This window comes from Burkholderia sp. GW821-FHT14F03, assembly GCF_058803765.1.
Map to the genome: position 1 here is coordinate 12,448 of NZ_JBXAPG010000024.1, position 25,106 is coordinate 37,553.

Annotated in this window: 15 protein-coding genes and 4 pseudogenes; 7 read left to right on the plus strand and 12 right to left on the minus strand. The window is 63.7% G+C overall.

The window, feature by feature from the left end; genetic code table 11:
* Positions 1–182 precede the first annotated feature (182 nt).
* A pseudogene (locus AC1RQF_RS17650) lies at positions 183–449 on the plus strand (hypothetical protein); the annotation flags it as partial.
* 288 nt (positions 450–737) lie between these two features.
* Here AC1RQF_RS17650 and AC1RQF_RS17655 read toward each other — a convergent pair.
* The 7 genes and pseudogenes from AC1RQF_RS17655 to AC1RQF_RS17685 all read right to left on the minus strand — a co-directional run.
* Positions 738–2,039 (minus strand): hypothetical protein, encoded by a 1,302-nt coding sequence (locus AC1RQF_RS17655; protein WP_492872607.1) that lies wholly within the window; start codon positions 2,037–2,039, stop codon positions 738–740.
* Between the two features lie 180 nt (positions 2,040–2,219).
* On the minus strand, positions 2,220–3,710 hold the full coding sequence (locus AC1RQF_RS17660; protein ID WP_273999229.1) for an HlyD family type I secretion periplasmic adaptor subunit: 1,491 nt from the start codon (positions 3,708–3,710) through the stop codon (positions 2,220–2,222).
* On the minus strand, positions 3,707–5,896 hold the full coding sequence (locus AC1RQF_RS17665; protein ID WP_273999228.1) for a type I secretion system permease/ATPase: 2,190 nt from the start codon (positions 5,894–5,896) through the stop codon (positions 3,707–3,709). The genes AC1RQF_RS17660 and AC1RQF_RS17665 overlap by 4 nt, the downstream gene beginning before the upstream one ends.
* Before the next feature lie 105 nt (positions 5,897–6,001).
* Positions 6,002–8,266, minus strand: coding sequence for a type VI secretion system Vgr family protein (locus AC1RQF_RS17670; RefSeq protein ID WP_492872608.1), 2,265 nt, complete (start codon positions 8,264–8,266; stop codon positions 6,002–6,004).
* Between the two features lie 243 nt (positions 8,267–8,509).
* Positions 8,510–10,021, minus strand: a complete 1,512-nt coding sequence (locus tag AC1RQF_RS17675; RefSeq protein ID WP_492872609.1) for a TolC family protein — start codon at positions 10,019–10,021, stop codon at positions 8,510–8,512.
* A gap of 98 nt (positions 10,022–10,119) precedes the next feature.
* Positions 10,120–10,527, minus strand: a pseudogene (locus tag AC1RQF_RS17680) (MFS transporter); the annotation flags it as partial.
* Positions 10,528–10,748: 221 nt separating this feature from the next.
* Positions 10,749–11,041: pseudogene (locus AC1RQF_RS17685) on the minus strand (transposase); the annotation flags it as partial.
* Between the two features lie 153 nt (positions 11,042–11,194).
* On the opposite strand from AC1RQF_RS17685, the pseudogene AC1RQF_RS17690 reads away from it, so the two are divergent.
* The 6 genes and pseudogenes from AC1RQF_RS17690 to nagE form a co-directional block, all read left to right on the plus strand.
* Positions 11,195–11,375 (plus strand): annotated as a pseudogene (locus tag AC1RQF_RS17690) (hypothetical protein); the annotation flags it as partial.
* A 335-nt stretch (positions 11,376–11,710) separates the two neighbouring features.
* Complete coding sequence (locus tag AC1RQF_RS17695; RefSeq protein WP_273999224.1) at positions 11,711–12,445, plus strand: GntR family transcriptional regulator; 735 nt, start codon at positions 11,711–11,713, stop codon at positions 12,443–12,445.
* Positions 12,446–12,530: 85 nt separating this feature from the next.
* Positions 12,531–13,634, plus strand: a complete 1,104-nt coding sequence (gene nagA, locus AC1RQF_RS17700) for an N-acetylglucosamine-6-phosphate deacetylase (protein WP_273999223.1) — start codon at positions 12,531–12,533, stop codon at positions 13,632–13,634.
* Positions 13,627–14,634, plus strand: a complete 1,008-nt coding sequence (locus AC1RQF_RS17705) for an SIS domain-containing protein (protein ID WP_274004383.1) — start codon at positions 13,627–13,629, stop codon at positions 14,632–14,634. The genes nagA and AC1RQF_RS17705 overlap by 8 nt, the downstream gene beginning before the upstream one ends.
* A gap of 16 nt (positions 14,635–14,650) precedes the next feature.
* Positions 14,651–17,254: a phosphoenolpyruvate--protein phosphotransferase gene (gene ptsP, locus AC1RQF_RS17710; RefSeq protein WP_492872610.1), complete on the plus strand. Its 2,604-nt coding sequence runs from the start codon at positions 14,651–14,653 to the stop codon at positions 17,252–17,254.
* Positions 17,255–17,335: 81 nt separating this feature from the next.
* Positions 17,336–19,084 carry an N-acetylglucosamine-specific PTS transporter subunit IIBC gene (gene nagE / locus AC1RQF_RS17715; protein ID WP_273999221.1) on the plus strand — a complete coding sequence of 583 codons (1,749 nt, stop codon included), beginning with the start codon at positions 17,336–17,338 and terminating at the stop codon, positions 19,082–19,084.
* 222 nt (positions 19,085–19,306) lie between these two features.
* On the opposite strand, the gene AC1RQF_RS17720 is transcribed toward nagE, so the two are convergent.
* The 5 genes from AC1RQF_RS17720 to cydB all read right to left on the minus strand — a co-directional run bounded on the left by AC1RQF_RS17720 (position 19,307) and on the right by cydB (position 25,105).
* Complete coding sequence (locus AC1RQF_RS17720; RefSeq protein WP_492872611.1) at positions 19,307–19,900, minus strand: hypothetical protein; 594 nt, start codon at positions 19,898–19,900, stop codon at positions 19,307–19,309.
* Positions 19,890–20,378 carry a hypothetical protein gene (locus AC1RQF_RS17725; RefSeq protein ID WP_492872612.1) on the minus strand — a complete coding sequence of 163 codons (489 nt, stop codon included), beginning with the start codon at positions 20,376–20,378 and terminating at the stop codon, positions 19,890–19,892. The genes AC1RQF_RS17720 and AC1RQF_RS17725 overlap by 11 nt, the downstream gene beginning before the upstream one ends.
* 462 nt (positions 20,379–20,840) lie before the next feature.
* Positions 20,841–23,339 (minus strand): family 20 glycosylhydrolase, encoded by a 2,499-nt coding sequence (locus AC1RQF_RS17730; protein ID WP_492872613.1) that lies wholly within the window; start codon positions 23,337–23,339, stop codon positions 20,841–20,843.
* A 453-nt stretch (positions 23,340–23,792) separates the two neighbouring features.
* Positions 23,793–23,915, minus strand: a complete 123-nt coding sequence (gene cydX, locus AC1RQF_RS17735; protein ID WP_273999216.1) for a cytochrome bd-I oxidase subunit CydX — start codon at positions 23,913–23,915, stop codon at positions 23,793–23,795.
* Positions 23,916–23,968: 53 nt separating this feature from the next.
* Entirely contained in the window at positions 23,969–25,105 is a 1,137-nt protein-coding gene (gene cydB / locus AC1RQF_RS17740; RefSeq protein WP_273999214.1) for a cytochrome d ubiquinol oxidase subunit II, read from the minus strand.
* Position 25,106 lies beyond the last annotated feature (1 nt).

A 25,106-nucleotide genomic window follows, 5' to 3' on the forward strand; every position in this document is an offset into this window, starting at 1 on the left:
GCGTGGTACGCGGGCAGCGTAGCGAGCCGAGCCCCCGTCGATGTGGGCGGCAGTCGAATCGATTGCACCGATGATCGGCTGCACGCCGCAAACCTTGCCTCACGGTACGCAACTTGATCAATACGAGCTGGCACAACTGAACAAGATCGCAGCGCGGCTCAATGAGAGGCCCAGAAAGACATTGGGCTTCTACTATTGTTGGTTGGCGCGTCAGCTCGTCGATGACCACGGACTTTGTTCTGGATGCACTTGAACAGGCGCTGTATGCCCGCCAACCTGGCGAGGACGGAACCTTGATTCATCACTCCGACAGAGGATCTCAACGAGGGAATCCATCGAACTGGCAAACGCTGGAATGGGTGGCCTGGTACAACCATCATCGCCTGATGGAACCGCTTGGCTATATCCCGACTGCTGAACTACGACAGGCAACTCAGAAATGCCGCTGACGTGTCCGCATTAACTTAAACCAACCAGCCTCCACGATTCCCGGTGCGGCTCATAGAAAAAGAATTTAATTCTATTAGATATTTTTTTGAAAATCGTAAATCCTTGTCGCGCCTGGATCAGGCTGCTACGGTAAAGCGCATCAAGATCAAAGGGAGGCCTAAGGTGGATCACGCGTCGGCTTGCGGTTCAATTAACTGATGCCCGGGCAATTTGCCCGGGCTGAAATGGCAGCTTCGAAAGATCAACTTCACACACCAACTGCCGTATCAACTAATGCCAAAAACAGATCATCCGAAGTTTTGTGGATGTGCAAACGAATTGAGATAAATTTTAGCTCTTTGGCTGTTGGGATTGTCGGAAATGGTATTGTTGATGTGGTTCAGCAGCACATGATTTACTGCAATTGGGATGGCCCCGGCTCCGCCTACTGCCGCGGCACCAAAGGAGCCCGTTGCTGCACCAATTAATTCAGCGCCATTCAAAATCGTATTGGCGGCTCCCACACTGCCCTGAATGGTTGCCGAAGCTCTTTGCTCATCAGACGCCGTTGTATCAAAGGCTTGAGAAAACCCATCATATGTATCTTTTGCGGAGATAACCGCGCTGACACCGGATCCGACAATTTTCGTGGTATTGGCGATCGTGCCAGCCGTTTTCGACGCCGGCTTCGCTAGCTGGTACAGCTCGCTGCCACCTTCCACGGTTTTGGCTGTACCTCCGACTACCTGGAGAGCGCCATCAATGGGCTTGTTTTCCTGGATATTCCCAATACCCTGGGCGACAGTGATTGGCCCAGTGGCGGTCTTGCTTGCTGAAGAAGCAACTTTTAGAACCGGCAGAATAGTGTTGCTGGCCACATTGATTTTTGAAGGCGTTACTTCGAATACGTTTGAGTTTTTACTTCCGATATTCACTCCTTGTCCGCCGAGTCTAACGATTTTGTTTGACGGAATTTTTTGTATGTTTCCGCTCGAGATCGGCTTAAGTGTATTCGGGCTGCTGTTTTTGGAAATCTCCTCGGTGATGTTTTTTGCATCAGAAACAAGGCCCGTGGTCGCTTTGAACTGTTCGAGAGGCGTCGAGGTGATCGCGTTAAATAAATTATAAGGAGCCGAAGTTACCGAGTGAGCGACGATGACGTTGTTCGCGGAATTCGCCAATGACTTATTATTATTTAAAGTGGCGCTGGCCTTGACCCCTTCCAGACCGGCCCGCGAACCGGTGTTGCTGGTATTTGTGTTAACAACAATACCAGTCGAGGGGGCGTCGGTATTGATATTTGAGGTCGGATTCGTATCTGGCGCGGAACTATTCGGTGCTTTAGACGAAATTTTGACCGATGAGGTAGGCCCCTCAGAGTGGCTCGTCTCGACGCTTACCGCCGAGACACTTTTTTTGACGCTGACCTGTGGTTGATGCACCGGACTGACGATTGCCGGTGCTTGGGGCTCGGAAACGGCATGATTCTGGTACACGGGACTGGGAGGGGAGGCATCGCTCCGCTGGGTGCTTACGCGAGATGTACCACCAGTTACTTCGACGGCAGGAGAATGTACAGCGACGGTACGACGGATCTGGGGATTAGGCATGTGCCTGTCTCCTTAGGACGGTTTCAGAAAAATGCCAGCACGGTGAGGGTGCTGACCACGACAGGAAACCGTATTGACGGGAACCTACCTGACGCTGTCGAACGGTCTACGTCAGGATAGGGCCGTAATCAATACGGTCATCCGGTTTCTTGAATTGGCGCGTTCACTCCAGCGAAATATTTATCGCTCTCGCAGGCTTTCCCGTGTATAGGTTCGGATCGGACTGAGCAGGTAATCAATGATGCGGCGCCTACCCGTCTTGATCTCAGCGGTTAAGTTCATGCCGGGCTTAAGCGTGATTCGCCGGCCGCCCACCTCAATGAAGTTTTGCGCCAGTGCCAGCGTGACCGGAAATACCGCCCCGCCTGCAGGATTGGTCGACTTGCCGCCAGTTCCCGACGCTTGCGCGCCGGGGTCCTGTATTACGGCATCCGCCGTGATGATGGCTACCCTGGATGGCACCGTCCCATAGCGCGTGTAGGGAAAGGCATCCAGCTTGATCTCCGCCGGCTGCCCCACGTTCACAAAACCCACATCCTTGTTCTCCAGCGTCACGTCGGCCATGACCTGGTCTTTCTCGGGCACGACCACAAGTAACACCTGAGCTGGGGTCACCACCCCTCCGGTTGTATGAACGGCCAGCTGCTGTACGGTGCCGTCAACCGGAGCAGTGAGCGTCGTTTGATGGACGCGCTGCTCGGCTTTGATGCCTTCCGCTTGCAGTTGGCGCTGTTGCAGCTCGGCTTTGGCATGGCGCTCATGCAGGGCCTTGATGGTGTCAGCCTGCCAGGCCACAAGGGTCTGTCTGGCCTGCTCAATGGTGGCCTCGGCTTCCTCCTGCCGGGCCCGCAACGTGGCCAGGTCATGTTCCATTTCAATGCGATCCCGGATACGGTCCTGATCGTCATGCCGGCTGACGTAGCCTTGTTTTGCAAGACGGTTAAAGTCCGTTTCGCGTTGCCTGACGATCGGCAAGGTGGCCGTGATTTTGGCAATCTCCGCGCGCGCGACGTCCAGCTCGGCCTGTTTAGCATGCACGTCGGCGTCGAGCCGGGCTCGCTGAGCCGTCAGATCTTGCCAGTCCGACTTGAGTTGGGTCTGGATCGTGACCAGATCTTGCGCCGGCAGACTGCCTTGCGCTGGCAACACAGGCTGCGCCAGGTTTTCGCTCACGGCCTGCATCAAGGCCTGGGTGCGCCACAGTTCGGAGAAGGCACTTTCGCGCTCCTGACTGACACGATGGTTGTCGGCCTGCGCGCTGACCGGATCCAGTTCAATCAGCGTCTGGCCAGCCTTGACCCTATCGCCATCTTTTACCTTGATCGCTTTGATTACATTGCTCTCCAGTGGCTGGATAAGCTTGGTACCCTCGCTCACCACGATGCGTCCTGAAGCCTCGGCCACAATGTCAACCTGACCCAGGCAAGCCCATAGCAAGGCCAACCCGAACAGCGCGATGATGATCCACATGATCCGTCCCGGAGCTGGATGCGGCGGAGTGACCTGCAGACTCAGAGCAGCCGGCATGAAGGCCGCTTCGTCAGCCATCCGAACCGGACCGGCAAGTTCGTGCCGTTGTCGCCACGCGGCCTGAAATGCGGAACGGTAGCGCACGAGCAGCGCGTATAGCGGATGGCGCTGGAAGGCATTGCGGTTCGTCGCATCACTCATGCCATCTGTTCCGACGGAGAATTATTTTGCTGCATGCTCCACAGATGCGCGTATAGGCCGCTGGGAACGTGAACCAGTTCGTCATGCGAACCACCTTCCACAATCTGGCCTTTATCCATGGCAATGATGAAGTCGGCATGGCGCACCGCGCTTAGGCGATGGGCAATGATGATCACAGTACGATCCAGTGCAATCGTGGCCATGTTGCGCTGGATGATGGCCTCGCTTTCATAGTCCAGTGCGCTGGTAGCTTCATCAAAAATCAGAATGCGCGGATCGGTGAACAGGGCACGGGCAATCGCCAGACGCTGTCGCTGTCCGCCGCTCAGCGACGCTCCCTGTTCGCCCACAACGGTGTTATAGCCCTCGGGCAGTTCGCAGATGAACTCGTGCGCACCGGCCATCCGGGCCACGTGCATCACCCGTTCGATGGGGGCACCCGGATCGGCAATCGCAATGTTTTCTCGAACACTACGGTTAAACAGGAAGTTATCCTGCAGCACAACGCCAATCTGGCGACGCAGGTGGCCGGCGTCGACCAAGCTGATGTCGATCCCGTCCACCAGGACACGTCCCTGCTCGGGCAGGTAGAGACGCTGCACAAGTTTGGTCAGCGTGCTTTTGCCCGATCCCGATCGACCTACAATGCCGAGGACCGCGCCAGGGCTGATATCGATGCTCACGCACTGCAAAACGGGCGTGGCGTCGCGCCGGTAGCGGAAGGTGACGTTGTCAAAGGTGACGTGCCCTTTGAGCGTGGGCAACGGAGCAGGCGTGCTGGGGGGCACTTCGGTGGGCGTATTGAGGATGTCACCCAGGCGTTGCATGGAGATACCTGTTTGCTGGAAGTCCGTCCATATCTGCGACAGCCGCACGATGGGTTGGGCGACATGACCGGCAAACATGTTGAAGGCCACGAACTGGCCCACGCTGAGTTGGTGATCCATTACCAGCCGGGCGCCAAACCACATGGTCGCAGCGCTGACCAGCTTGCCGATCAGGTTGATACCTTCGCGGGCCCACGTGGTGAGGTTCTGGGTCTTGAAGCTGGCCGCTACATAGCCTGCCAGCTGGTTCTCCCAGCGCAGGGCGATGGCCGGTTCCAGGGCGTTGGCTTTCACGGTCTGTATTCCGGTGATGGTTTCAACCACCATGGACTGGCTTTCAGCGCCGCGGGCAAACTTTTCGTTCAGGCGCCTACGAAGTACTGGCACCACGCTCAGGATCAGGACGGCGTACAGAGGCAGGCTGATGAGCACAATAAGTGTGAGCGGCACGCTGTAGAGCAGCATCACGCCAATGAAAAGCACCGAAAAAGCGACATCCAGTACGAGCGTGAGGGACTGCCCCGTCAAAAAGCTGCGAATGTTCTCGAGTTCGCGAACGCGGGCGACCGAGTCGCCGACCCGCCGAGCTTGGAAGTAGGCCAGCGGTAGCTGCAAAAGATGGCGAAACAGGCGGGAACCCAATTCCACGTCAATGCGGCTGGTTGTGTGGCTGAACACATAAGCACATAAGCCACTAAGCAGGCTCTCGAACACAATCACCATGACAAGGCCCGTCACCAGCACATCAAGCGTGGTGAGACCGCGGTGTATGAGTACCTTGTCCATCACCACCTGGAAAAACAAGGGGCTGACAAGCGCAAAAAGCTGCAAAACAACGGATACGGTCAGCACCTCGGCCAGAAACCTGCGGTATTTGACGATGCTGGGTATGAACCAGGTAAAGTCAAACTGATCCAATGTCCCGGCCAGGCTGGCGTGGCTGGTGGCGAGGAGCAATTCGCCTGAGCCTGACGGTGCCCACCGCTCAATGAAGCTGCTGAGGGGCTCGACGACGCGACTTCCTTCCGCCTCAGAGTCCAGGAGCACGACGCGCTGGCCATCACATTCGGATAAGACCACCCACCGGTGTTGCTCGTCGTCGCTGCTGGCGCCTACAGAACCGTCGGCATTCCTGATACGGGCCAACGCCGGCAGAGGCGCAAGTGGCAGACGCTGGGCCTGGGTGAGCCTGATCTTCGCCTTTAAACCTAGTCGCCTGGATGCGAGCAACAACTGTTCATCTGGGACGGGAGCGTTACGCGACAACCCAAGTTCATGCGACAGGATGTCAGGATCGGCCGAGATGCGATGAAGTCTTGCCAGAGCACATAGCGCTGACAGGGATGCGGTTGTAGACAAATTCAGCCACCTTATCTGTAGCAGTCCTTAGCGATGAAAAAAATTGTCATGCGCCTGAAGAACGTGTTCCGCCAAGAATCAAGAGAGAATGTTGAGTCTGAAAAACTAATTTACGACTAGCATCCCCCGGCTCATGAGATCGGAGCCGATATTTGACATTTTGGTTTCCCCAACTTTAATGTCCTGAGCCGTACTGGAGATATTGATTCCAGTGACGGCGATTTGGGTGCCAACGAAGTTACTCGCAAACGTCGTGGTCGACGTGCTCGAACCGACAGTTGAAACGTCGGTACCTGTAACGTTGACCGAACTGCCCGTCGTAGAAACGGATGTGCCGGTTTCGGAGACAGATGTGCCGGTCACACTCTTCGACTCTCCAGTGATCGATGTGCTGGTGCCCGTCACGCTCGTGGAGGTTCCGGTGTAGGAGATGGAGATGCCCGTCATGTCAGTGCTGGTATCGGTTATCGATGAACTGACGCCCGTCATGCTGGTCACCGTCCCAGTGACGGACGTGCTTGCACCTATCACACTGGTGGATATGCCGGTGAGGTCCGTGGATACACCAGTGAAGCTTGTGGATACGCCCGTACCGCTGGTGGACACGCCTGTGAAGCCGGTGTTTACGCCGGTGAACGATGTGCTCACGCCCGTGAACGACGTGCTCACACCGGTGAAGTCTGCTGATGTTCCAGTAAAGCTCGTGGACACGCCGGTAAAGCTCGCACTGATCCCCGTGTACGACACGGAGATGCCGGTATAGCTATATGAGATACCCGTCACAGATGTGTAGGTTCCCTGAACTGAAAGGTTCAGATCCTGACCGACAGCCGTCGAACTGTTGCGCTCGACCGTCTGCTGCATGTCGCGCTCCGCGTGGAGCAATAACCGTTCTGCGCCACGAAGATCGTCGAACGTAAGTTGACTGGCGTTCTGGCAGTTGCCGTTTCTCAACGAGCGCGAGACCAGCCCCGTGTAGCGAATGTCTTTCGGCAACTCATAAGGCGTCGGATTCTCACCGTTGTACACGGTGCCCACCACCAGCGGACGATCAAGATCACCGTCCACATACGTGATCAGCACCTCTTGTCCCACGCGTGGTAGTGCAAGTACCCCCCAGCCCTTGCCCGCCCACGCCTGTGACACCCGAATCCAGCACGACGCATCCGCCTCCACTGTCTTGTAGCGGTCCCAGTGAAAGTGCACCCGGATGCGACCGAACTGGTCCGTATACACCTCATCACCCGGCCGCCCCACCACAGTAGCGCTTTGGATGCCGGGCACCGAGGGGCGCGGGGTCACCCACAACGGCACGAACGGCTGATCGTCCGCCAGCACTTCAAACGTGACGGCAACATTGGGACCTTGCGCCCCACTGTCGGGCTCGCCCTGCACGAACGAAAGCTCGGTGCTAACCACGTTGTAGCGCCGGTTACGCTGCGTATCGGGGTGGCCGTACAGCGTGAATGCGTGTCCTGTAGCGAGCGCCCGGGCATTGCTCTGTCCCACCAGCAGGTGCGACTCCGCCTGCAGCGCGGCCAGCCTCAGGCGGGCCAGCCGTTGCCCCCTCTCAAGCTCGTTGTAACCCGCACCGTAGTCGTAGTATTCCAGTGCGATCGGCGGTGGACTTGCCTGCGGCACCTGCGCATCAATGTCCAGCCGGTTGCCCGGGGCGAGATAGTTGAAGTCCCGCAGCGCCACATTGTTCGGCCGGATCCGCCGCGTGCGCTGGAGCCGCTGGATTCCCTCGCGGCCTTGAATTGCCCGCGACTCCTCCCCATCGGGCAGAAAATACATCTGTCCGTAAGGCGCATCCAGGTCCACGAACCGCCGCGTATCCGAGATCATGATCACGTGATAGTCGAGTGCATGTTCCACCCAGAAATAAATCCCTTCGTCCTCCAGTAGCCGCTTGACGAAGTCCAAATCGCTTTCCTGAAACTGCACGCAATACTCACGCGGCTCGTAACTGTTCTCCAGCGCAAAATAGAAGTTTGTGAACTGGTGTTCCTCGAACACCTGGGCAACGATGTCCGGCACCGACAGACCCTGAAAGATGCGACAGTTGCGAGTCTGGGCCATAAAGGACAGCCAGCTTCCCAACTCAAGCGTGTAGGTATACTGGTTTCCAAGTTGCCCGGTATCGTAGCCAGCGAACACGTTCGTACTAAACGGACGCACCTTGTCCGTACCCATATCGATATACACCGATAGCCCGGTACCCAGCAGATCTTCGAAGTTCAGCCCTGGGTCGGGAGATACCAGTTCGAGCCTGTAGAACGGTTCCACCGAAAGGCGCTCCTGGGCCTTAAAACTTAGCGCGCTACAACTCTCATCCAAGAAGTCGCTTTGCAATTCGATCAGGCGCATCAGAAGCCCTCGCTCACTTTAAATTTGTCGCGCGGACATATCGTGCCCCAACGACGATTGGAATTTGGCCCTCTTAGTCGCACTCTGCGAAAGAATGCCGGCGATGAACAGGATAAGTTACATCTTGATTCACATTTAGTTCATCTAACTATCATTCCCGTTTGACGGGACTTATTCCTGCTCCATACTTAGGACCAAAGCGCTCTTTGAGCGTGCAATTCACTACAACGAGGACCCGGCAAACTATTGAGCGCCATCCAGACTCCACATACCAAGATTGCCGAGCTTTGCTGCCAGTTGCAGCCGCGTCGAGCGCCAATCTGTCAGTGCCTGAATCCGCTTCTGTTTCGCGGTGGCTAGCGATGACTGTGTGTTGAGTAGCTCTTGGATGTTGCCAACACCCATCTTATAGCGCTGCCTCGCCACTTTTTGTGAACGTTGCGCGAGTGAAAGCAGCTTTGCACTGTTGCCAAGATTCGAGGTCGCGCTCTGCAACGCCTGATAGCTGTTCCAGACTTCCAGACCCACCTGCTGACGGGTCTCCTCAAGGAGAGCGGCCTGCAGATCCGTTTGCGCTTCGGCACCGTGCGTCAGATAGGTGCGCGTGAAACCTTCGAAGATCGGGATTGTCACCTGGATGCCCAAATACCACTCGCTATGCCTGGCAGGGAACACGGGATAGCCGAGCTGCAGGCTTGTCGGCTGGTTATTGTAGTTGTACTGTGCAACCAGACTCAGGCGCGGCAAGCCATCTGCACGGATCTGCCTGGCCTTCGCGCGGGCGGCGGCAACCCGTGCCTGAGCCGCGACGATAGAGGGATGCGTTCGTTGCGCCTCCTTCATCAGTTCAGCGACCGAATCGGTAAACTGACGGGTCGGCGCGACGCCATCCCCAACATCAGGTAGCGATAATTCGATGTCCGAAGACAGATTCATGTCCGCTGCCAGCGTTCCCTCTGCGACTTTCCATGCTTCCTCGGACTTGACGCGACTCATCATCGAATCCGTGTAGGTTGTCTCTGCCTGCAACTGGTCGCTGACATCAGCCCTGCCGGCATTGAACAGGGCAGTGGCCGCATCGACGCTATCGTGTGCCGTCTGTTCAATCTCACGGGCGGCCGCGAGCGCACCACGTGCCGCCTGAGCGGCGTAGTAATCCCTGGCGACCTTTGCGAACACTTCCTGAAGGGTTGCCTGCTGGTTCGCCTGCGCGGCAGCTAGCAGATTCGCTTCATTTCGGAGCGCCGCGGCGCGACTACCAAAGTCGTACAAAACCCAGCTCAATGACACGCCTGCGTTCTGCAGGTTGGTTCGATAACCCGAGTCGTATTGGGAGTACCCGATGACATGATTCACTGTCTTGTCACGCGTACCCTGCCAGTTTGCCGAGAGCGTTGGCAGGAACGCTCCACGCGCGACGCCGACCGCGGACGCCTGTATCTTGACATTTGCCCACGCCTCACGTGTTTTCGGATTGAGGCATAGAGATCGCTCAATCGCGTCCTGCAGTCGCAGTAGCCTTGGCAATGCGTCAAACACGCATACCGCCGCGCGATCCGATCCAAGGACGCCTGCAGCGGGTGTTGTCGACACGGAATGCTCGACCCACAACGGATCGAACGCCCAGACTGACGACACGCCGCATGCCATCGCGAACAGGCATGCGTTGGCTACCACTCGAACGAACATCGACGACGTAGAGCCAACGCGAATACTCATATAAATCAGTAGTTTCCCTGATGAGATATTCATCATACAATGTGCCAATCCATGGAATTCTCACTTTTTGTCAGATTAAATTGTTTTGGCATCCTGAAAATTGAGTCATGGGAATCCGAGCATTGTGCAATTGCGGCGCTGCGCATCAGCAGCAGCGCTAGCGTCGCCGGCAGCGACGGCGTGAGCGTCGCACCGATCAGGCACAGGCTCGACGGGATGTGCGTAATCACCATCGTGTTCAGCAGGTCGATCCTGTGCGACAGCGGTGGCGCCACGAGTTGGGAGCCAACTGAGAGTAGTCCGGTCCAGAAGAAGAACTGTCCCGCCGAGCCGATCGACAGGCCGGAGCGTTGCATCAGCCAGAGCGACAGCAACGAATTGACGAACAGGCCGCCGGCGAATGCGTCGACGCTGAGCAGTGCCAAGCGTGTGACGATCCACCAGGAAGGGCCAAGCGGCGCAGTGGCAGTTGTGTGGCGCGGCTCGGTGCTCGGAAACCGGTGGTACATAGCAGCGACCGCAAGTCCTGTCACTGCATACACGAAGACCCGACACGATGCATGGTCGGTGACGCAACGAGCGCCGTAGAGACTGCGGCTTTTCTCGTGGGACGGGGGCGGGCACCCCAGAAAACGTCGAGCGTCGGTTTGGCGTAGCTCTCTGCCGGGACCTTGCCAGGAAAGGGGCAAAACCTATGCGCCAATATGAACGATGGCCGCGCGGAGAAGTCCTGTCACGCGTGCCAGCACGCCGCAATCCTCACGATCAACATGCGCCTACGGGCCGGCTTTAGAGCTTTTTTGCCAGGACGTCCTGCAACATGGCCTTATTAAGACTCAGGCTCGCTACGAGCCGCTTCGGCCTCGCGTTTTCCTCTTCAAGCTGTCGCAACCGGAGTAGTTCGGAGGGCCCCAGCCCTCCGAATTTCTTCTTCCAGCGGTAGCACGTCGCTTCGCTGATCCCGAGCTTGCAACATATCTCTTCGACCTTCGTGCCCAGTTCCGCCTGCTTCGGTGAAAACGCGATCTGCTCTTCGGTGAACTCGCTCGTCTTCATGGCATGGCCTTCGTGTCAGCTTGGACACTTCATGCCGAATTTCTCTACTTTTGATCCGGACTATTTCTTGGGTCAGGGTCACACCTTGATATGTCAGAACGGATCGGCTGGACGCGCATGCGCGCAAATCAGTAGAGCGCACATGGGTACTATATCGACGTGGATTTCGAACACCAGCGTCGGGAAGAGGTGATTCAACATATCTACAGGAAATACGGACACGAGCGCGCCGCGCTCGCGGCCGCCGTCTCGACCTACCGCCGCGCGCGGCGTGCTGCGTGAAACCGGCAAGGCGCTCGGCGTCGATCCGATGCTGATCGACCGCGTTGCGAAAGGGCAGGGGCGTCGCCGGCGCTCGGCGTCGCCCCATTCCCCTGCGCACCACGTTGCATACCAGTGCCTTCGACTGGTGCTATTCCGGTCTCATCCAGGTGCAAAAACGTTTGCTCCCGCCGCGCGTTTCCTGACCCCGATCAAGCCGATACGGGTAAATCCCTATCCCGGAGAACGTTGTAAATAAAGGGTTTCGGCGCGCCGATTCGCCCGCCAGGCAACGCTTCCCGCGTATCGGCGAGGTCTGGCCCAGTCGAATTGACTGGTATTAGTTTGGTTATATAATTGCCTCGCATCGGAACGCCCCCGCGTTCGCTTCTCGATCGACGGATACCCATGGAAATCGGCTGGTCGGCCCTCGCGCCCGACGTTCACAGTGACACGCCGCTCTATCTGCAGCTCGCCCGCAATCTCGCGAGCGCGATTCACGGCGGCGCGTGGCAGGCCGGCGAGGCGCTGCCGTCGGAACGGGTGCTGTCGGTGTCGGTCGGTGTGTCGCGGATCACCGCGCGGCGCGCGCTGTCGCTGCTGGTCGAACAAGGGCTGATCCGGCGCGCGCGCGGCGCGGGCAGTTTCATCACGCCGCGCGTGGCCGATCCGCTGTCGCGCCTCGTCGGGTTCACGGCGAAGATGGAGCAGCGCGGCTTCCAACCCGATTCGGTATGGCTCAAGCGGGCCCTGCGCGCCGCCAGCCGCGACGAGCTCACGCATCTCGGGCTCGCGCCCGGCGCGCTGGTCGCGCGGCTCGAACGGCTGCGCCGCGCGGACGGCATCGTGATGGCGGTCGAGCATTCGACGCTGCCCGCGGCGTTCGTGCCGGATCCGCAGGCGCTCGGCGCGTCGCTGTACCGCTACCTGGAAATGCGCGGCGCAGCGGTGGTGCGCGCGCTGCAGCACTTTCGCGCGGTCAACGCGACGCGCGAGATCGCCAAATGGATGGGCGTCGCGCCGGGCGCGGCGCTCCTGCTCATCACGCGGATCGGTTACGGCGCCGACCAGCGGGCAATCGAGGTGACCGAAAGCTACTGCCGTGACGACTATTACGATTTCGTGGCCGAACTGAAACGCTGACGCGCTACGCGCGGCCTGGCCACCCACTCTCTCGCAGCAAGAGCAGCACCCTTTTACGCGCCATCGAGACCATCAAGAGACAGTCATGCTGACCGGAAACATACTCACCCCCGAAGGCTGGATCCACGGCACGCTCGATTTCGAGAACGGCCGGATTACCGCACTGTCGGGCGACCGCGTCGATCCGGCGAAGAACGACGCGCAGTACATCCTGCCGGGTTTCATCGACCTGCACGTGCACGGCGGCGGCGGCGCCGACGTGATGGAAGGCGGCGACGCGATCGAGGCGATCACGCGCACGCACGCGCGCTACGGCACGACCAGCCTGCTCGCCACCACGATGACGGCGCCGCGCGACGAACTGATGCACGTCGTCGCGGGCCTGGGCGACGTCGCGCGCACGCGCACGCCGGGCGGCGCGCGCGTGCTGGGCGTCCACCTGGAAGGTCCTTACATCAACCCGGGCAAGCTCGGCGCGCAGCCCGACGCGGCCGTGTCGGCGGTGCTCGACGAAGTGCTCAAGTACCTGTCGATCGCGCCGATCCGTGTCGTCACGCTCGCGCCCGAGATCGCCGGCCACATCGAGATCATCTCGGAGATGGCGGCGCGCGGCGTGCGCGTGCAGCTCGGCCACTCGCTCGCGACCTACGACGACGCCGTCACCGCGCTCAAGCACGGCGCATGCGGCTTCACCCACCTGTTCAACGCGATGTCGCCGCTGCATCACCGCAATCCGGGCCTCGTCGGCGCGGCGCTCGCGCATGCGGAGTACGCGGAGATCATCCCCGATCTGCTGCACGTGCATCCGGGCGCGATCCGCGCGGCGCTGCGCGCGATCCCGCGGCTCTACGTCGTGACCGACAGCACGTCCGCGACCGGCATGCCGGACGGCGAATACCGGCTCGGCAGCCAGCACGTGACGAAGTGCCTGGGCGGCGTGCGCCTGGCCGACGGCACGCTCGCCGGCAGCACGCTGACGATGGACCAGGCGCTGCGCAACCTCGTGTCGCTGGGCCTGCCGATCGCCGACGTGTCGAACCGCATGTCGCGCTACGCGGCCGACTATCTCGGCGTCGCCGATCGCGGCCGCCTCGCGCGCGGCGCGTGGGCCGACGTCGCGGTGTTCGACCGCGACCTGAACCTGACCGCGACCTATGTCGAAGGAGAATCGATTGTCGAATATGCTTAACGAGGCGCGCGAAGCCGCCCAGGTGGTGGCCGCGCAACTCGCCGACACCCGCCGCGTCGAAGTGCTCGCCGCGCACCTGGCCGCGCATGTGCCGCAGGTCGCGCTGACGGTGGCGCGCGGCAGTTCCGATCACGCCGCCAGCTATTTCGCGAGCCTCACGATGAGCCGTCTCGGCGTGCCGGTCGCATCGCTGCCGATGTCGGTCGCCACCTTGCAACAGGCGCCGCTGCGCGTGGCCGGGCAGCTCGCGCTGGCGTTCTCGCAGTCGGGCAAGAGCCCGGATCTCGTCAATACGATGGCGGCGCTGCGCGACGCGGGCGCGCTCACGGTCGCGGCGGTCAACGTGCTGCCGTCGCCGCTCGCCGACGCATGCGAGCACCAGCTGCCGCTGCTGGCCGGCCCCGAGCTGTCGGTGGCCGCGACCAAGAGCTATATCGCGATGCTGTCGCTGTCCGCGCAGATCGTTGCGTTCTGGCAGCAGGACGCCGCGCTGCTCGCCGCGCTGCGCGGCCTGCCCGACGTGCTCGTGCAGGCGGGCGGGCTCGACTGGTCGAGCGCCGTCGCGGAGTTGCGCGACGTCGAGCGGATGATCGTGATCGGTCGCGGGCTCGGTCTCGCGATCGCGCAGGAAGCGGCGCTCAAGCTCAAGGAAACCTCGGGCATCCAGGCCGAGGCATTCTCGAGCGCGGAAGTGCGGCACGGGCCGATGGAGCTGATCGACCGCGACTATCCGCTGCTCGTGTTCGCGCCGCCCGGGCCGGAACAGGAAGGCCTCCTGCAGCTCGCGCGCGACATGCGCGCGCGCGGCGCGCGGGTGCTGCTCGCCGCGCCCGCCGGCACGCCCGACGCCACGCTGCCGCTTGCGCAGTCCGCCCACCCGGCGCTCGATCCGATCGCCGCCATTCTTTCGTTCTACGTGATGGCTGCGGACCTCGCCGTCGCGCGCGGCCGCAATCCGGACACGCCGCGCCACCTGAACAAAGTCACCGAAACGCATTGACCAGCCGAGATAAGCGATGAGACGTGCCGAGGAGTCCCTGTTGAAGAATGCATCCCACGACCAGATTGTCCTGCTGGCGCCCTTGACGGGCCCGGTCGTCCCGTTGGCCGAGGTGCCCGATCCGGTGTTTTCGGGCGGCATGTTCGGGGACGGCATCGGCATCGATCCGCTCGACGGCCGGCTCGTCGCGCCGTGCGACGGCGTGGTGTCGCATCTCGCGCGCACCGGCCACGCGGTGACGATCACGACGCAGCAGGGCGCGGAGATCCTGCTGCATATCGGCATCGACACCGTCGAGCTGGCCGGCAGCGGGTTCACCGCGAAGGTCGAGCAGGGCGCGCAGGTGCGCACGGGCGACCTCCTGATCGAATTCGACCAGGACGCGGTCGCGCGCGCAGCGCACAGCCTCGTGTCGGTGATCGCGGTCGCCAACTCGGATGCGTTCGCGGTCGTCGGGCGCGTGGGCGGCGGCCTCGTGACGGCGGGCGAAACCACGCTCCTCACCTTGCGCGCGCAGGGCGCGGCGCCGGCGCAGCCCGTCGAGGCCGCGCCCGCCGCGACCGCGACTTCGACCTCGACCGAGGTGCGCCGCGCGCTCACGCTGAGCCAGCCGGGCGGCCTGCATGCGCGGCCCGCCGCGCGTGCGCGCGAAGCCGCGCGCGGCCTCGACGCGAAGGTCGAGGTGTATTTCGAAGGCCGCCGCGCGGCGATCGAGAGCGTCGTCGGCCTGCTCGGCCTCGGTGCCGGCGAGCACGCGACCATCGAGCTGGTCGGCAGCGGCCCGCAGGCCGCGCGCGCGGTCGATGCGGTCGCCGTCGAACTGCTGCGCGAGGCGCACGGCGAGGTCGAGGAGAAGCCGGCGCGCGCCGCCGGTTTCGCCCAAGCGCCTGCCGTCGGGCGCGGCGCCGGCGTGCCGCTCGATCCGAACACGCTCGCGGGCGTATGCGCGGCGCCCGGCATCGCGGTGGGCGCGCTGGTGCGCTGGGACGACGCCGACCCGACGCCGCCCGAGCGGGCGAGCGGCACGTCCGCCGCCGAGAGTCGCCTGCTCGACAAGGCGCTGGCCGACGTCGACGCGGAGCTCGACGAAACGGTGCGCAGCGCGTCGCAACGCGGCGCGGTGGGCGAGGCCGGGATCTTCGCCGTGCACCGCGTGTTGCTCGAAGACCCGACGCTGATCGACGCCGCGCGCGACCTGATCAGCCTCGGCAAGAGCGCGGGCCACGCCTGGCGCGAGACGATCCGCGCGCAGATCGCGATCCTGTCGAACGTCGACGACGCGCTGCTCGCCGAACGCGCGGCCGACCTGCGCGACATCGACAAGCGCGTGCTGCGCGCACTCGGCTATGCGAACACGACCGCGCGCCAACTGCCCGACGAGGCCGTGTTGGCGGCGGAGGAATTCACGCCCTCGGACTTGTCGACGCTCGATCGCGAACGCGTGACCGCACTCGTGATGGCGCGCGGCGGCGCGACCTCGCATGCGGCGATCATCGCGCGCCAGCTCGGCATTCCCGCGCTGGTGGCCGTGGGCGACGCGCTGCACGCGATTCCGGAAGGCACGCAGGTGGTGGTCGACGCGAGCGCGGGCCGGCTCGAACACGCGCCGACGGCGCTCGACGTCGAGCGCGCGCGCACCGAACGCCGGCGACTCGCGGGCGTGCGCGAGGTGAATCGCCGCACCTCGCGCGAAGCCGCCGTCACGCATGACGGCCGCACCATCGAGGTGGCCGCGAACATCGCGACGCTCGACGACGCGAACGTGGCGGTCGACAACGGCGCCGACTCGGTCGGCCTGCTGCGCACCGAGCTGATGTTCATTCATCGCCAGGCTGCGCCGACCACGAGCGAGCATCAGCAGAGCTACCAGTCGATCGTCGACGCGCTGCAGGGCCGCACCGCGATCATCCGCACGCTCGACGTCGGCGCGGACAAGGAAGTCGATTACCTGACGCTGCCGCCCGAGCCGAATCCGGCGCTCGGCCTGCGCGGGATCCGGCTCGCGCAGGTCCGGCCGGACCTGCTCGACGATCAATTGCAGGGCCTGCTCTCGGTGAAGCCGTTCGGCGCGGTGCGGATCCTGCTGCCGATGGTGACCGACGTGGGCGAGCTGGTGCGGATCCGCACGCGCATCGACGAATTCGCGCGCGCGCTCGGCCGCACCGATCCGATCGAGGTGGGCGTGATGATCGAAGTGCCGTCGGCCGCGCTGCTCGCGGATCAGCTGGCGGCGCACGCGGACTTCCTGTCGATCGGCACCAACGATCTGACCCAGTACACGCTCGCGATGGACCGCTGCCAGGCGGATCTCGCCGCGCTCGCGGACGGCCTGCATCCGGCCGTGCTGCGCCTGATCGACGCGACCGTGCGCGGCGCGGAGAAACACGGCAAGTGGGTGGGCGTGTGCGGCGCGCTGGGCGGCGATCCGGTGGCGGTGCCGCTGCTGGTCGGCCTCGGCGTCACGGAATTGTCGGTGGACCCGGTGTCGGTGCCGGGCATCAAGGCGCGTGTGCGCCGTCTCGATTATCAACTGTGCCGACAACGCGCGCAGGACGCGCTCGCGCTGGAATCGGCACAGGCGGTAAGGGCTGCAAGCCGCGAAATCTGGCCGCTGGACTGAACCGGCGTTCGACGAAATCGCATCCGCTGCAGGCAACAGAGCTATTAAATCAACGACGAGACATAAGGATTGGAGGACTGAATGGACGGGAACCCGTTTCTGAAAATACAGAGCCTGGGCAGGGCGCTGATGCTGCCGATCGCGGTGCTGCCGGTCGCCGGCATCCTGCTGCGCCTGGGCCAGCCGGATGTGTTCAACATCAAGATGATCGCCGACGCCGGCGGCGCGATCTTCGACAACCTGCCGCTCCTGTTCGCGATCGGCGTGGCGGTCGGCTTCGCGAAGGACAACAACGGCGTGGCCGCGCTCGCGGGCGCGATCGGCTATCTGATCGAAGTCGCGATCATGAAGGACATCGACCCGAAGCTGAACATGGGCGTGCTGTCCGGGATCATCGCGGGGGTCACGGCGGGGCTGCTGTACAACCGCTACAAGGACATCAAGCTGCCGGACTACCTCGCGTTCTTCGGCGGCAAACGCTTCGTGCCGATCATCACGGGGCTCGTGTGCGTGGTGCTCGGGATCGTGTTCGGCTACGTGTGGCAGCCGGTGCAGCACGCGATCGACGCGGCCGGCCAGTGGCTCACGACCGCGGGCGCGATCGGCACCTTCGTGTTCGGGTTCCTGAACCGTCTGCTGCTCGTCACGGGCCTGCACCACATCATCAACTCGCTCGCCTGGTTCGTGTTCGGCACCTTCACGCCGGCGGGCGGCGCGGCGGTGACGGGCGACCTGCATCGCTTCTTCGCGGGCGATCCGACCGCGGGCGGCTTCATGGCCGGGTTCTTCCCGATCATGATGTTCGGCCTGCCGGCCGCCTGTCTCGCGATGTTCCATGAAGCGCCGAAGGAGCGCCGCGCGGTGGTCGGCGGCCTGCTGTTCTCGATGGCGCTGACCTCGTTCCTGACCGGCGTGACCGAGCCGATCGAATTCAGCTTCATGTTCCTCGCGCCGGTGCTGTACGTGATCCATGCGCTGCTGACGGGGCTTTCGCTCGCGATCTGCCAACTGCTTGGCGTGAAGCTCGGCTTCACGTTCTCGGCGGGCGCGATCGACTATGTGCTCAACTACGGCCTGTCGACGAAGGGCTGGATCGCGATTCCGCTCGGCGTGGCCTATGCGGTCGCGTACTACGGGCTGTTCCGCTTCTTCATCCGCACCTTCAACATGGCGACCCCGGGCCGCGAGCCGGGCGCGGAACAGGCGCAGGCGGCCTCGTTCGGCAGCGGCGGCTTCGTGTCGCCGACGGCGGGCGCCGCGGTGTCGCGCGCGCAGCACTACATCGCGGCGCTGGGCGGCGCGGCGAACCTGTCGGTCGTCGATGCATGCACGACGCGGCTGCGTTTGTCGGTGGTCGATCCGGAGAAGGTGTCCGAGGCGGATCTGAAGACGATCGGCGCGCGCGGCGTGCTCAAGCGCGGCGGCAGCAGCGTGCAGGTGATCATCGGGCCGGAAGCGGATCTGATCGCGGACGAGATCCGCAGCGAGATCGGCTCGGGTGCGGCGGCGACGGCATCGGCGGCGGCTGCCGCGCCGGTCGCGGCGGGCGATGCGGGGCCGCTCGATCCGGAGCCGGCGCGCTGGCTCGCGGTGTTCGGCGGCGCGACCAACGTCGCGGCGCTCGATGCGGTGGCGACGACGCGTCTGCGCGTGGTCGTGCGCGATCCGTCGGCGGTGGACCGGCAGCGGCTGGCGGCGCTCGATGTCGCGTGGGTGTCGGTCGATACGTTCCACATCGTCTGCGGGCAGGCGGCGCAGCGGTATGCGCAGCAGTTGGCGGCGCGGTTGCCGTCGACGGACGGCAGCGGGGCGGCGGCGCAGCCGGCGTGATCGACCAGGCCGGACGTGTCCGGCCCTGTGAGGCATGAGGTGAGGAAGCGGCTTGCGGGAACGCAAGCCGCTTCTTTTTTGAGTCTTGACGGTGGGGCGGCTCGGCGGCGGGGATTCCGTCCACCCGCTTCATGGACACGCACGAATCGTCGTGCCGGATCTGTCGCCCCGATTGGGCGGCTCGGCGGCGATGCGCTGCAGAGTGCGGGAAGCAGGCCGCAATCAGCGCCTCGCGCTTATCGAGCGGATTCCGGTGCGCGAGCCTCGCCCATCCCGTTGCCGGCGGGCGGTACGTGGGCCTGTCGAATCCGTTCGATCATCATGGTCAGGATATCGAATGTCTTCTCGGGCGTGACCTGCGTCGCGCTTGGCTTGCCTGGGTTGCTTGTGCGCAATGCGATCACGATAGCGCTTGATTTGCTTCACTTGGCCGATGAGGTGAGGATCGACCTCCGCCTTGAAAAGATTGAGGATCTCGCCGAAGCGCCAGTACTCGACCTCATCCGTGAATTTATCCGCCAGCCTGGTGGCGTACTGCTGCGGGTATCCTGCCGCGAGCAGATGGCTTGCCGCCTGCAGATGCGCGATGACGAACCGCTCGAAGGAAGCGAACAGCGCCAGGACGGCGAGGTCGGCCGCTTGTCTTGCTGCGCCTTCGAGGGCGGGACTGGCCTCCTCCGGCGCCACCCTGGCGAAGTGCGTGCGTCCGATGAGTTCCTCGTGCTGCATTTGGACCGTTCGCGCAACGACCCTGAAACAGTCGCTCGCTATGGAAAATGACCGATAGACCGGATCGAGCGGGTTATCAAAACTCATAGTCGGAAACGTCCGTGAGCAGATCGAGAAACAGACTCTCGTCGACGCGCATCGACCTGCGCACGGACGCCTCGATCCAATACCAGCCGTCTTCGTCCACTCCGGGGCGCGTGCGTATCGATGACGCCGCCGCGGCGCGTCGGCCGACGATCGGCCGCGCCGGGGGCGACGGGCTTCTTCCCCTATAGAAAAGGAGCGAATGCCTCGTGATCCGACCGTTCAGGTCCACGCGCCCGTCCGCACCGATGATTCTTGATCCGGTCGGCACGACCCTGCCCAACGACGCACCGTCTTTCGATATATGAAGGCCGGGGACGTCGTATTTGTCCATGTGCTCCTCCCACAGTGTGACGAGGTTGCGTTCCACGGCCAGGCCGCAGTCTCCGCACCACCTGCTCACATCGTCCATGAAGGCGGTGACGCACTTCACATACTCGGTGGAAGACAAGCCGGCGTCTTCGGTTTCCTGTTCAGTCATGGTCCGTCCCTTTGGCAACACGACGCGCACCTCGCGACACGCCCGTGCATGCCGGTATCTTCCACACACTCGCCCGTGCCCGCGAGAGCTCGTCGGCGTGCATTCGTGGCTTCAGCGTACCGTCGAATTCATCGCAAAAAAGCGGCCGATCCACCGAGTTGACGGGGCCGCGCATCCTGACGCTCGGACGCGGATCCCGATGCCTTGCGACGATCGGATACGTTCCGTATCGGCATGGCCGCCTGGATGAAATACGGAGAGGGGTTCCCGTCGACAGGCGTGATGCGCGAGGGATGTATGGACTTGGGGCGAGGCTCGATGAGGAACGCCTTGCCGAAGCGCGTTGCCGGCATGGCGTGTTCAACGTCGAACAGCGTGGGCAGTTTGTCCGACGCACACGCCGGGCATATCGCATGCGCCCGGCGTGTGCATGACCGGCTTCGCAGCCGATCACGCCCTCCGTCAGTGATCAGCCAACTCGAACGTCGGCTGCCGATACCCGATCCCCGCTCGTTGCAGCTTCGGCAGCTCGCGTTGCTTGAGCACCGTCGCGAAGCCGGCCCAGTCGTTCTGCAGGGCGTTCTTGTCGACGAGATGCGTATCGCCGAGCTTGTAGCGCACGCCCGCCTGATACGGCCGTTCCCAACCCGCCCGGTGCCAGGCGCGTTCCGCGAGCGCGAGCAGGCGCGGATACACCATGTATTCGAGCAACTGGTCGTTGCGCATCACCTCGCCCCACGCCTGCCCTTGCATCCCTTCCAGTTTCGGCGCGGCTCCCGTGCCCGTGACTTCGAACGGATTGCCGTCGCGGTCCGCCATCACCTCGGCGTTCTGCGGCAGGTTCTCGGGCGCGAACGAGAACACCTTGTACTCGTCGGTCGCGTGCGAACCCCAGTAATACCCGCGCTCACGCGGATTGGTCGTGTACGGGAAGTCGAAGTACAGGTAGTCGGGCAGCGCGAGCACCGTGCGATAGCCCTTCGCGCTCCAGTCCCGCGCGCTGTCGGCCGCGCCCCAGAACAGCGTGTCCCACAGCGTCACCATCACGCTGCGCGTGCCGAAGTCCTGCGGCCCGTTCGCGTGCTTGAGCCCGTCCTGCCACGCGGCCATCGTGCCGATGCCGTTCGCGTTGACCACCGTGCTCACCTGCTGCGCGAAGCGCGTCGGCAACTCGTCGATCGACTTGATCTCGCCCCGCTGCAGCAGCGCGGTGCACATCGGCGAGCGCGCCCACGGCTTGTCCTGCGCGGCGAGGTCGACGCGACCCTTGCCCGGATCGGTGCCGTTGAGCGGCTGGAAGCCCGCGCCGAGCAGGATGTTCTTCGCCTCGTCGCCGCCGAAATGCCAGATCGGCAGCGGCGCCTGCGCGTCCGCATGCATCGCCGCGATCTCGCGGATCACCTTCGTCGCGAACGCGAGCGCGCCCGGCGCACACGGGTTCAGATAGCTGTGGCGATCGTAGAACTGCACCGACAGCGTGTTCGACGTGTCCTGCGGATCGAGCAGCCGGTACGCATTCGCTTCCTGCTCGCGTCCCTGCGCATGCAGCCGCCGGTAGCGCGCCTCCATCGACATCACCGCCGCGCGCGCATGCGCGGGCATGTCGATTTCCGGGATCACGTCGACGAAGCGGTCGGCCGCGTAGCGCAGCAGCGCGATGTACTCGTCGCGACGCAGATAGCCGCCGCCCGAACGGTTGTCGGGACCGGAGCCGAGCTGCGGCAGCAGGCACACCGATTCGCTCGGGTCGTGGCATCGGCGTCCACCGATCGCGGTGAGCTCCGGCAGCCCCGGGATCTCGATGCGCCAGCCTTCGTCGTCGGACAGGTGCAGGTGCAGCCGGTTGAGCTTGTACGCGCTCATCTGGTCGATCAGGCGGCGCAGCGTCGCGGGGTGCTTGAAGTTGCGCGCGAGATCGACATGCATGCCGCGGTGCGGGAAGCGCGGCGCATCCTCGACCACCATCGACGGGATCGCGCCGCCGCCCGCGGGCGTCAGCGAGAACAGCGTCTGCACGCCGTAATAGAGCCCGGCCGCGTCGTAGCCCTCGATGGTCACGCCCTGGCGGCCGATCGTCAGGCGGTAGCCGCCGGGCACCGCGATGTCGGCGGGCAGGCGGCGCGGCGCGATGCGCCCGCGCACCGTGACGCCGCCGCCGTAGAGGCCGAGCGTGCCCGCGCGCTCGCGCAGCGCGGCGAGGTGCGCCCAGGACAGGTCGGGCAGCGCGAGATCGACGCCGCGCACGTCGAGCGTCGCGTCGCCGAGTTGCTGCCGCAGCACCGCGGGCAGCGCGCGCGCCGCCACGGGCTGCGCGACCGCGGGCGGTGCGTTGCCGGTCGAATTGCTTTGCGCGTCGGCGGGCAGCGATTCGACGTAGCGGGTTTCGTCGTCGGTGTCGTCGTAGCGCAGCACGGCGGGCGGCGCGCCCGCGACCACGACGTACGGCCGCGGCAGCACGTCGCTGTAGCGGCGCAGCCAGTATTCGGCGACGAACGGCACCTCGATGCGCGCGCCCGGCGCGAACTGCACCGCGCCCGCGCGCGGCGTCAGCTCGTACAGGTCGCCGGTCAGGTGGCGCAGCGCGAAGCCGGGATGGTCGATGCGCAGCAGGCGGCGGATGCTGTGCAGATAGAGTTTCCAGCCGGCGCCGTCGATCCGGGTCTGGCCGCGGTTGACGAGGATCAGGCGGCCGGTCGCGCAACCGGCCCAGTCGGCCCCGAGATTGGCGCAGGGTACGCCCGCGGCCGCGGCGTTGTTGTTGTCGACCGCGACGCGCAGTGCGAGGTTGTTGGACAGCGCGGCGGCGAGCGCGAGCGGATTGACGGGCGGCCGGCCGGCCGCGGCCGCGGCGGGCGCGCCCGCTTGCGGCGCGGCGGCCGGTGCGGCTTGGGCATGCGCAACAGCGCATGCGAATGCGAGGGACGCAACGAGCCCTGCAGCGACAGCGTGCATTCGGTTCATGGGTATTCCTTAGAGAGGTCGGCGATTCGGCGCCGAAAGCGTGATGCCGTGACGAATCCAGGAACTGCGATGGGGCGCGGCCGGGACGCCGCGCGCGCTCATGGGTCGGGCTCGCGCCGGCGATGCCGGCGTGCGGACGGGCGCGCGCTCATGGGTGCGTGCGCGGGGAGGCGGCATCAGGACGCGCGCGCGGCGCGCCCCGCGCATCGGCGGATGCGGAGGACAGCACGAAGCGCACCGCAAGGGAATTCTTCACGTCTCCTCCACTCGAGTGGATGGGGCCTGTCGTCGGCTTTCCAGAAGATCTTACAAAACCGATGATTGGTGTTCAAGTGGTATTAATCTGGAATTTGATTGGCACTGTCCGGGATGAGGCGAGGCGCCGGCCGGCGGGCGCGCGGCGGGCGTAAAAAAGCCCCCGGGCGGGGGCTTCGTTCGGACGCGACGCGCGGCTCAGTGCTGCGCGGGCTTGGCCTTGGGCGGCCCGTCCTTCTGGCGGGCTTCGAGCCACATCGCGTTGACGATGCCGAACGCGAGCGCGACGCCGATGCCGAGAACCCAGCTGAAATACCACATGATCAGACTCCTGTCGAAACGTGCCGGCCCGGGCGGATCGCCCGGGCGCGGCGTCAGTACATCGTGTGCTTGTTTTCCTCGAGCAACTGCGGGGTGATCTTGCCGCGCATCACGCGATACACCCAGGTGGTGTACAGCAGGATCAGCGGCAGGAATACGATCACGGCGCCGAGCATTACTTCGAGCGTCAGCTTGCTCGAGGTCGAATCCCACACGGTCAGGCTGCTGCGGGGGTCGAGCGAGGACGGCATGATGAACGGGAACATCGAGAAGCCCGCGGTCAGGATCACGCCGGTCACCATCAGGCCGGTGCAGACGAACGCGGTCTTTTCGAGCTTCGAGCCGGCGAGCAGCATGGCGAGCAGGCCGCCTGCGATGCCGACCACGGGCGCCGCGATCATCCACGGGTAGTCGACGTAGTTCGCGAGCCACAGGCCCGAGCCGGCGGCCACCTGCTTGAGCAGCGGGTTCGCGACCGAGTCGGTGGGCGCGGCCTGGGTGATGTGATAGCCGCCGATGAACGAGGCGATCAGCACGCCGGCCAGCACGAACAGCACGACCGCGACGAGCGAGGCGACGCGCAGTGCGATCGAGGCGCGCCGGGCGACCACGCCGTCGGTCTTCATCTTGATGAAGGCCGCGCCGTGCGCGACGAGCATCGACAGGCTGACGAGCCCGCACAGCAGCGCGAACGGGTTCAGGAGCGCCCAGAAGCCGCCGTGGTAGGTGACGCGCAGGTCGGTGTCGAACGAGAACGGCACGCCTTGCAGCAGGTTGCCGAACGCGACGCCGAACACCAGCGACGGCACGAAGCCGCCCGCGAACAGGCCCCAGTCCCAGCCGGCGCGCCAGCGCGGGTCGGGGCGCTTGTTGCGGTAGTCGAAGCCGACCGGCCGGAAGAACAGCGCGAACAGCACGAGCAGCATCGCGAAGTAGAAGCCCGAGAACGAGGCCGCGTAGACGAGCGGCCAGGCCGCGAACATCGCGCCGCCGGCGGTGATGAGCCAGACCTGGTTGCCTTCCCAGGTCGCGCCGACGGTGTTGACGATGATGCGGCGCTCCTCGTCGGTCTTGCCGAGGAACGGCAGCAGCGCGGTTGCGCCCATGTCGAAGCCGTCGGTGACGGCGAAGCCGATCAGCAGCACGCCGACGAGCAGCCACCAGATCACTTTGAGGGTTGCGTAGTCCATA

Excerpts from the sequence above, each read along its gene's own strand:
- AC1RQF_RS17655 (WP_492872607.1), bottom strand. The coding sequence starts at position 2,039 with ATGCCTAATCCCCAGATCCGTCGTACCGTCGCTGTACATTCTCCTGCC.
- AC1RQF_RS17660 (WP_273999229.1), bottom strand. The coding sequence starts at position 3,710 with ATGAGTGATGCGACGAACCGCAATGCCTTCCAGCGCCATCCGCTATAC.
- AC1RQF_RS17670 (WP_492872608.1), bottom strand. The coding sequence starts at position 8,266 with ATGCGCCTGATCGAATTGCAAAGCGACTTCTTGGATGAGAGTTGTAGC.
- AC1RQF_RS17675 (WP_492872609.1), bottom strand. The coding sequence starts at position 10,021 with ATGATGAATATCTCATCAGGGAAACTACTGATTTATATGAGTATTCGC.
- AC1RQF_RS17695 (WP_273999224.1), top strand. The coding sequence starts at position 11,711 with ATGGAAATCGGCTGGTCGGCCCTCGCGCCCGACGTTCACAGTGACACG.
- nagA (WP_273999223.1), top strand. The coding sequence starts at position 12,531 with ATGCTGACCGGAAACATACTCACCCCCGAAGGCTGGATCCACGGCACG.
- AC1RQF_RS17705 (WP_274004383.1), top strand. The coding sequence starts at position 13,627 with ATGCTTAACGAGGCGCGCGAAGCCGCCCAGGTGGTGGCCGCGCAACTC.
- ptsP (WP_492872610.1), top strand. The coding sequence starts at position 14,651 with ATGAGACGTGCCGAGGAGTCCCTGTTGAAGAATGCATCCCACGACCAG.
- nagE (WP_273999221.1), top strand. The coding sequence starts at position 17,336 with ATGGACGGGAACCCGTTTCTGAAAATACAGAGCCTGGGCAGGGCGCTG.
- AC1RQF_RS17720 (WP_492872611.1), bottom strand. The coding sequence starts at position 19,900 with ATGAGTTTTGATAACCCGCTCGATCCGGTCTATCGGTCATTTTCCATA.
- AC1RQF_RS17725 (WP_492872612.1), bottom strand. The coding sequence starts at position 20,378 with ATGACTGAACAGGAAACCGAAGACGCCGGCTTGTCTTCCACCGAGTAT.
- AC1RQF_RS17730 (WP_492872613.1), bottom strand. The coding sequence starts at position 23,339 with ATGAACCGAATGCACGCTGTCGCTGCAGGGCTCGTTGCGTCCCTCGCA.
- cydX (WP_273999216.1), bottom strand. The coding sequence starts at position 23,915 with ATGTGGTATTTCAGCTGGGTTCTCGGCATCGGCGTCGCGCTCGCGTTC.
- cydB (WP_273999214.1), bottom strand. The coding sequence starts at position 25,105 with ATGGACTACGCAACCCTCAAAGTGATCTGGTGGCTGCTCGTCGGCGTG.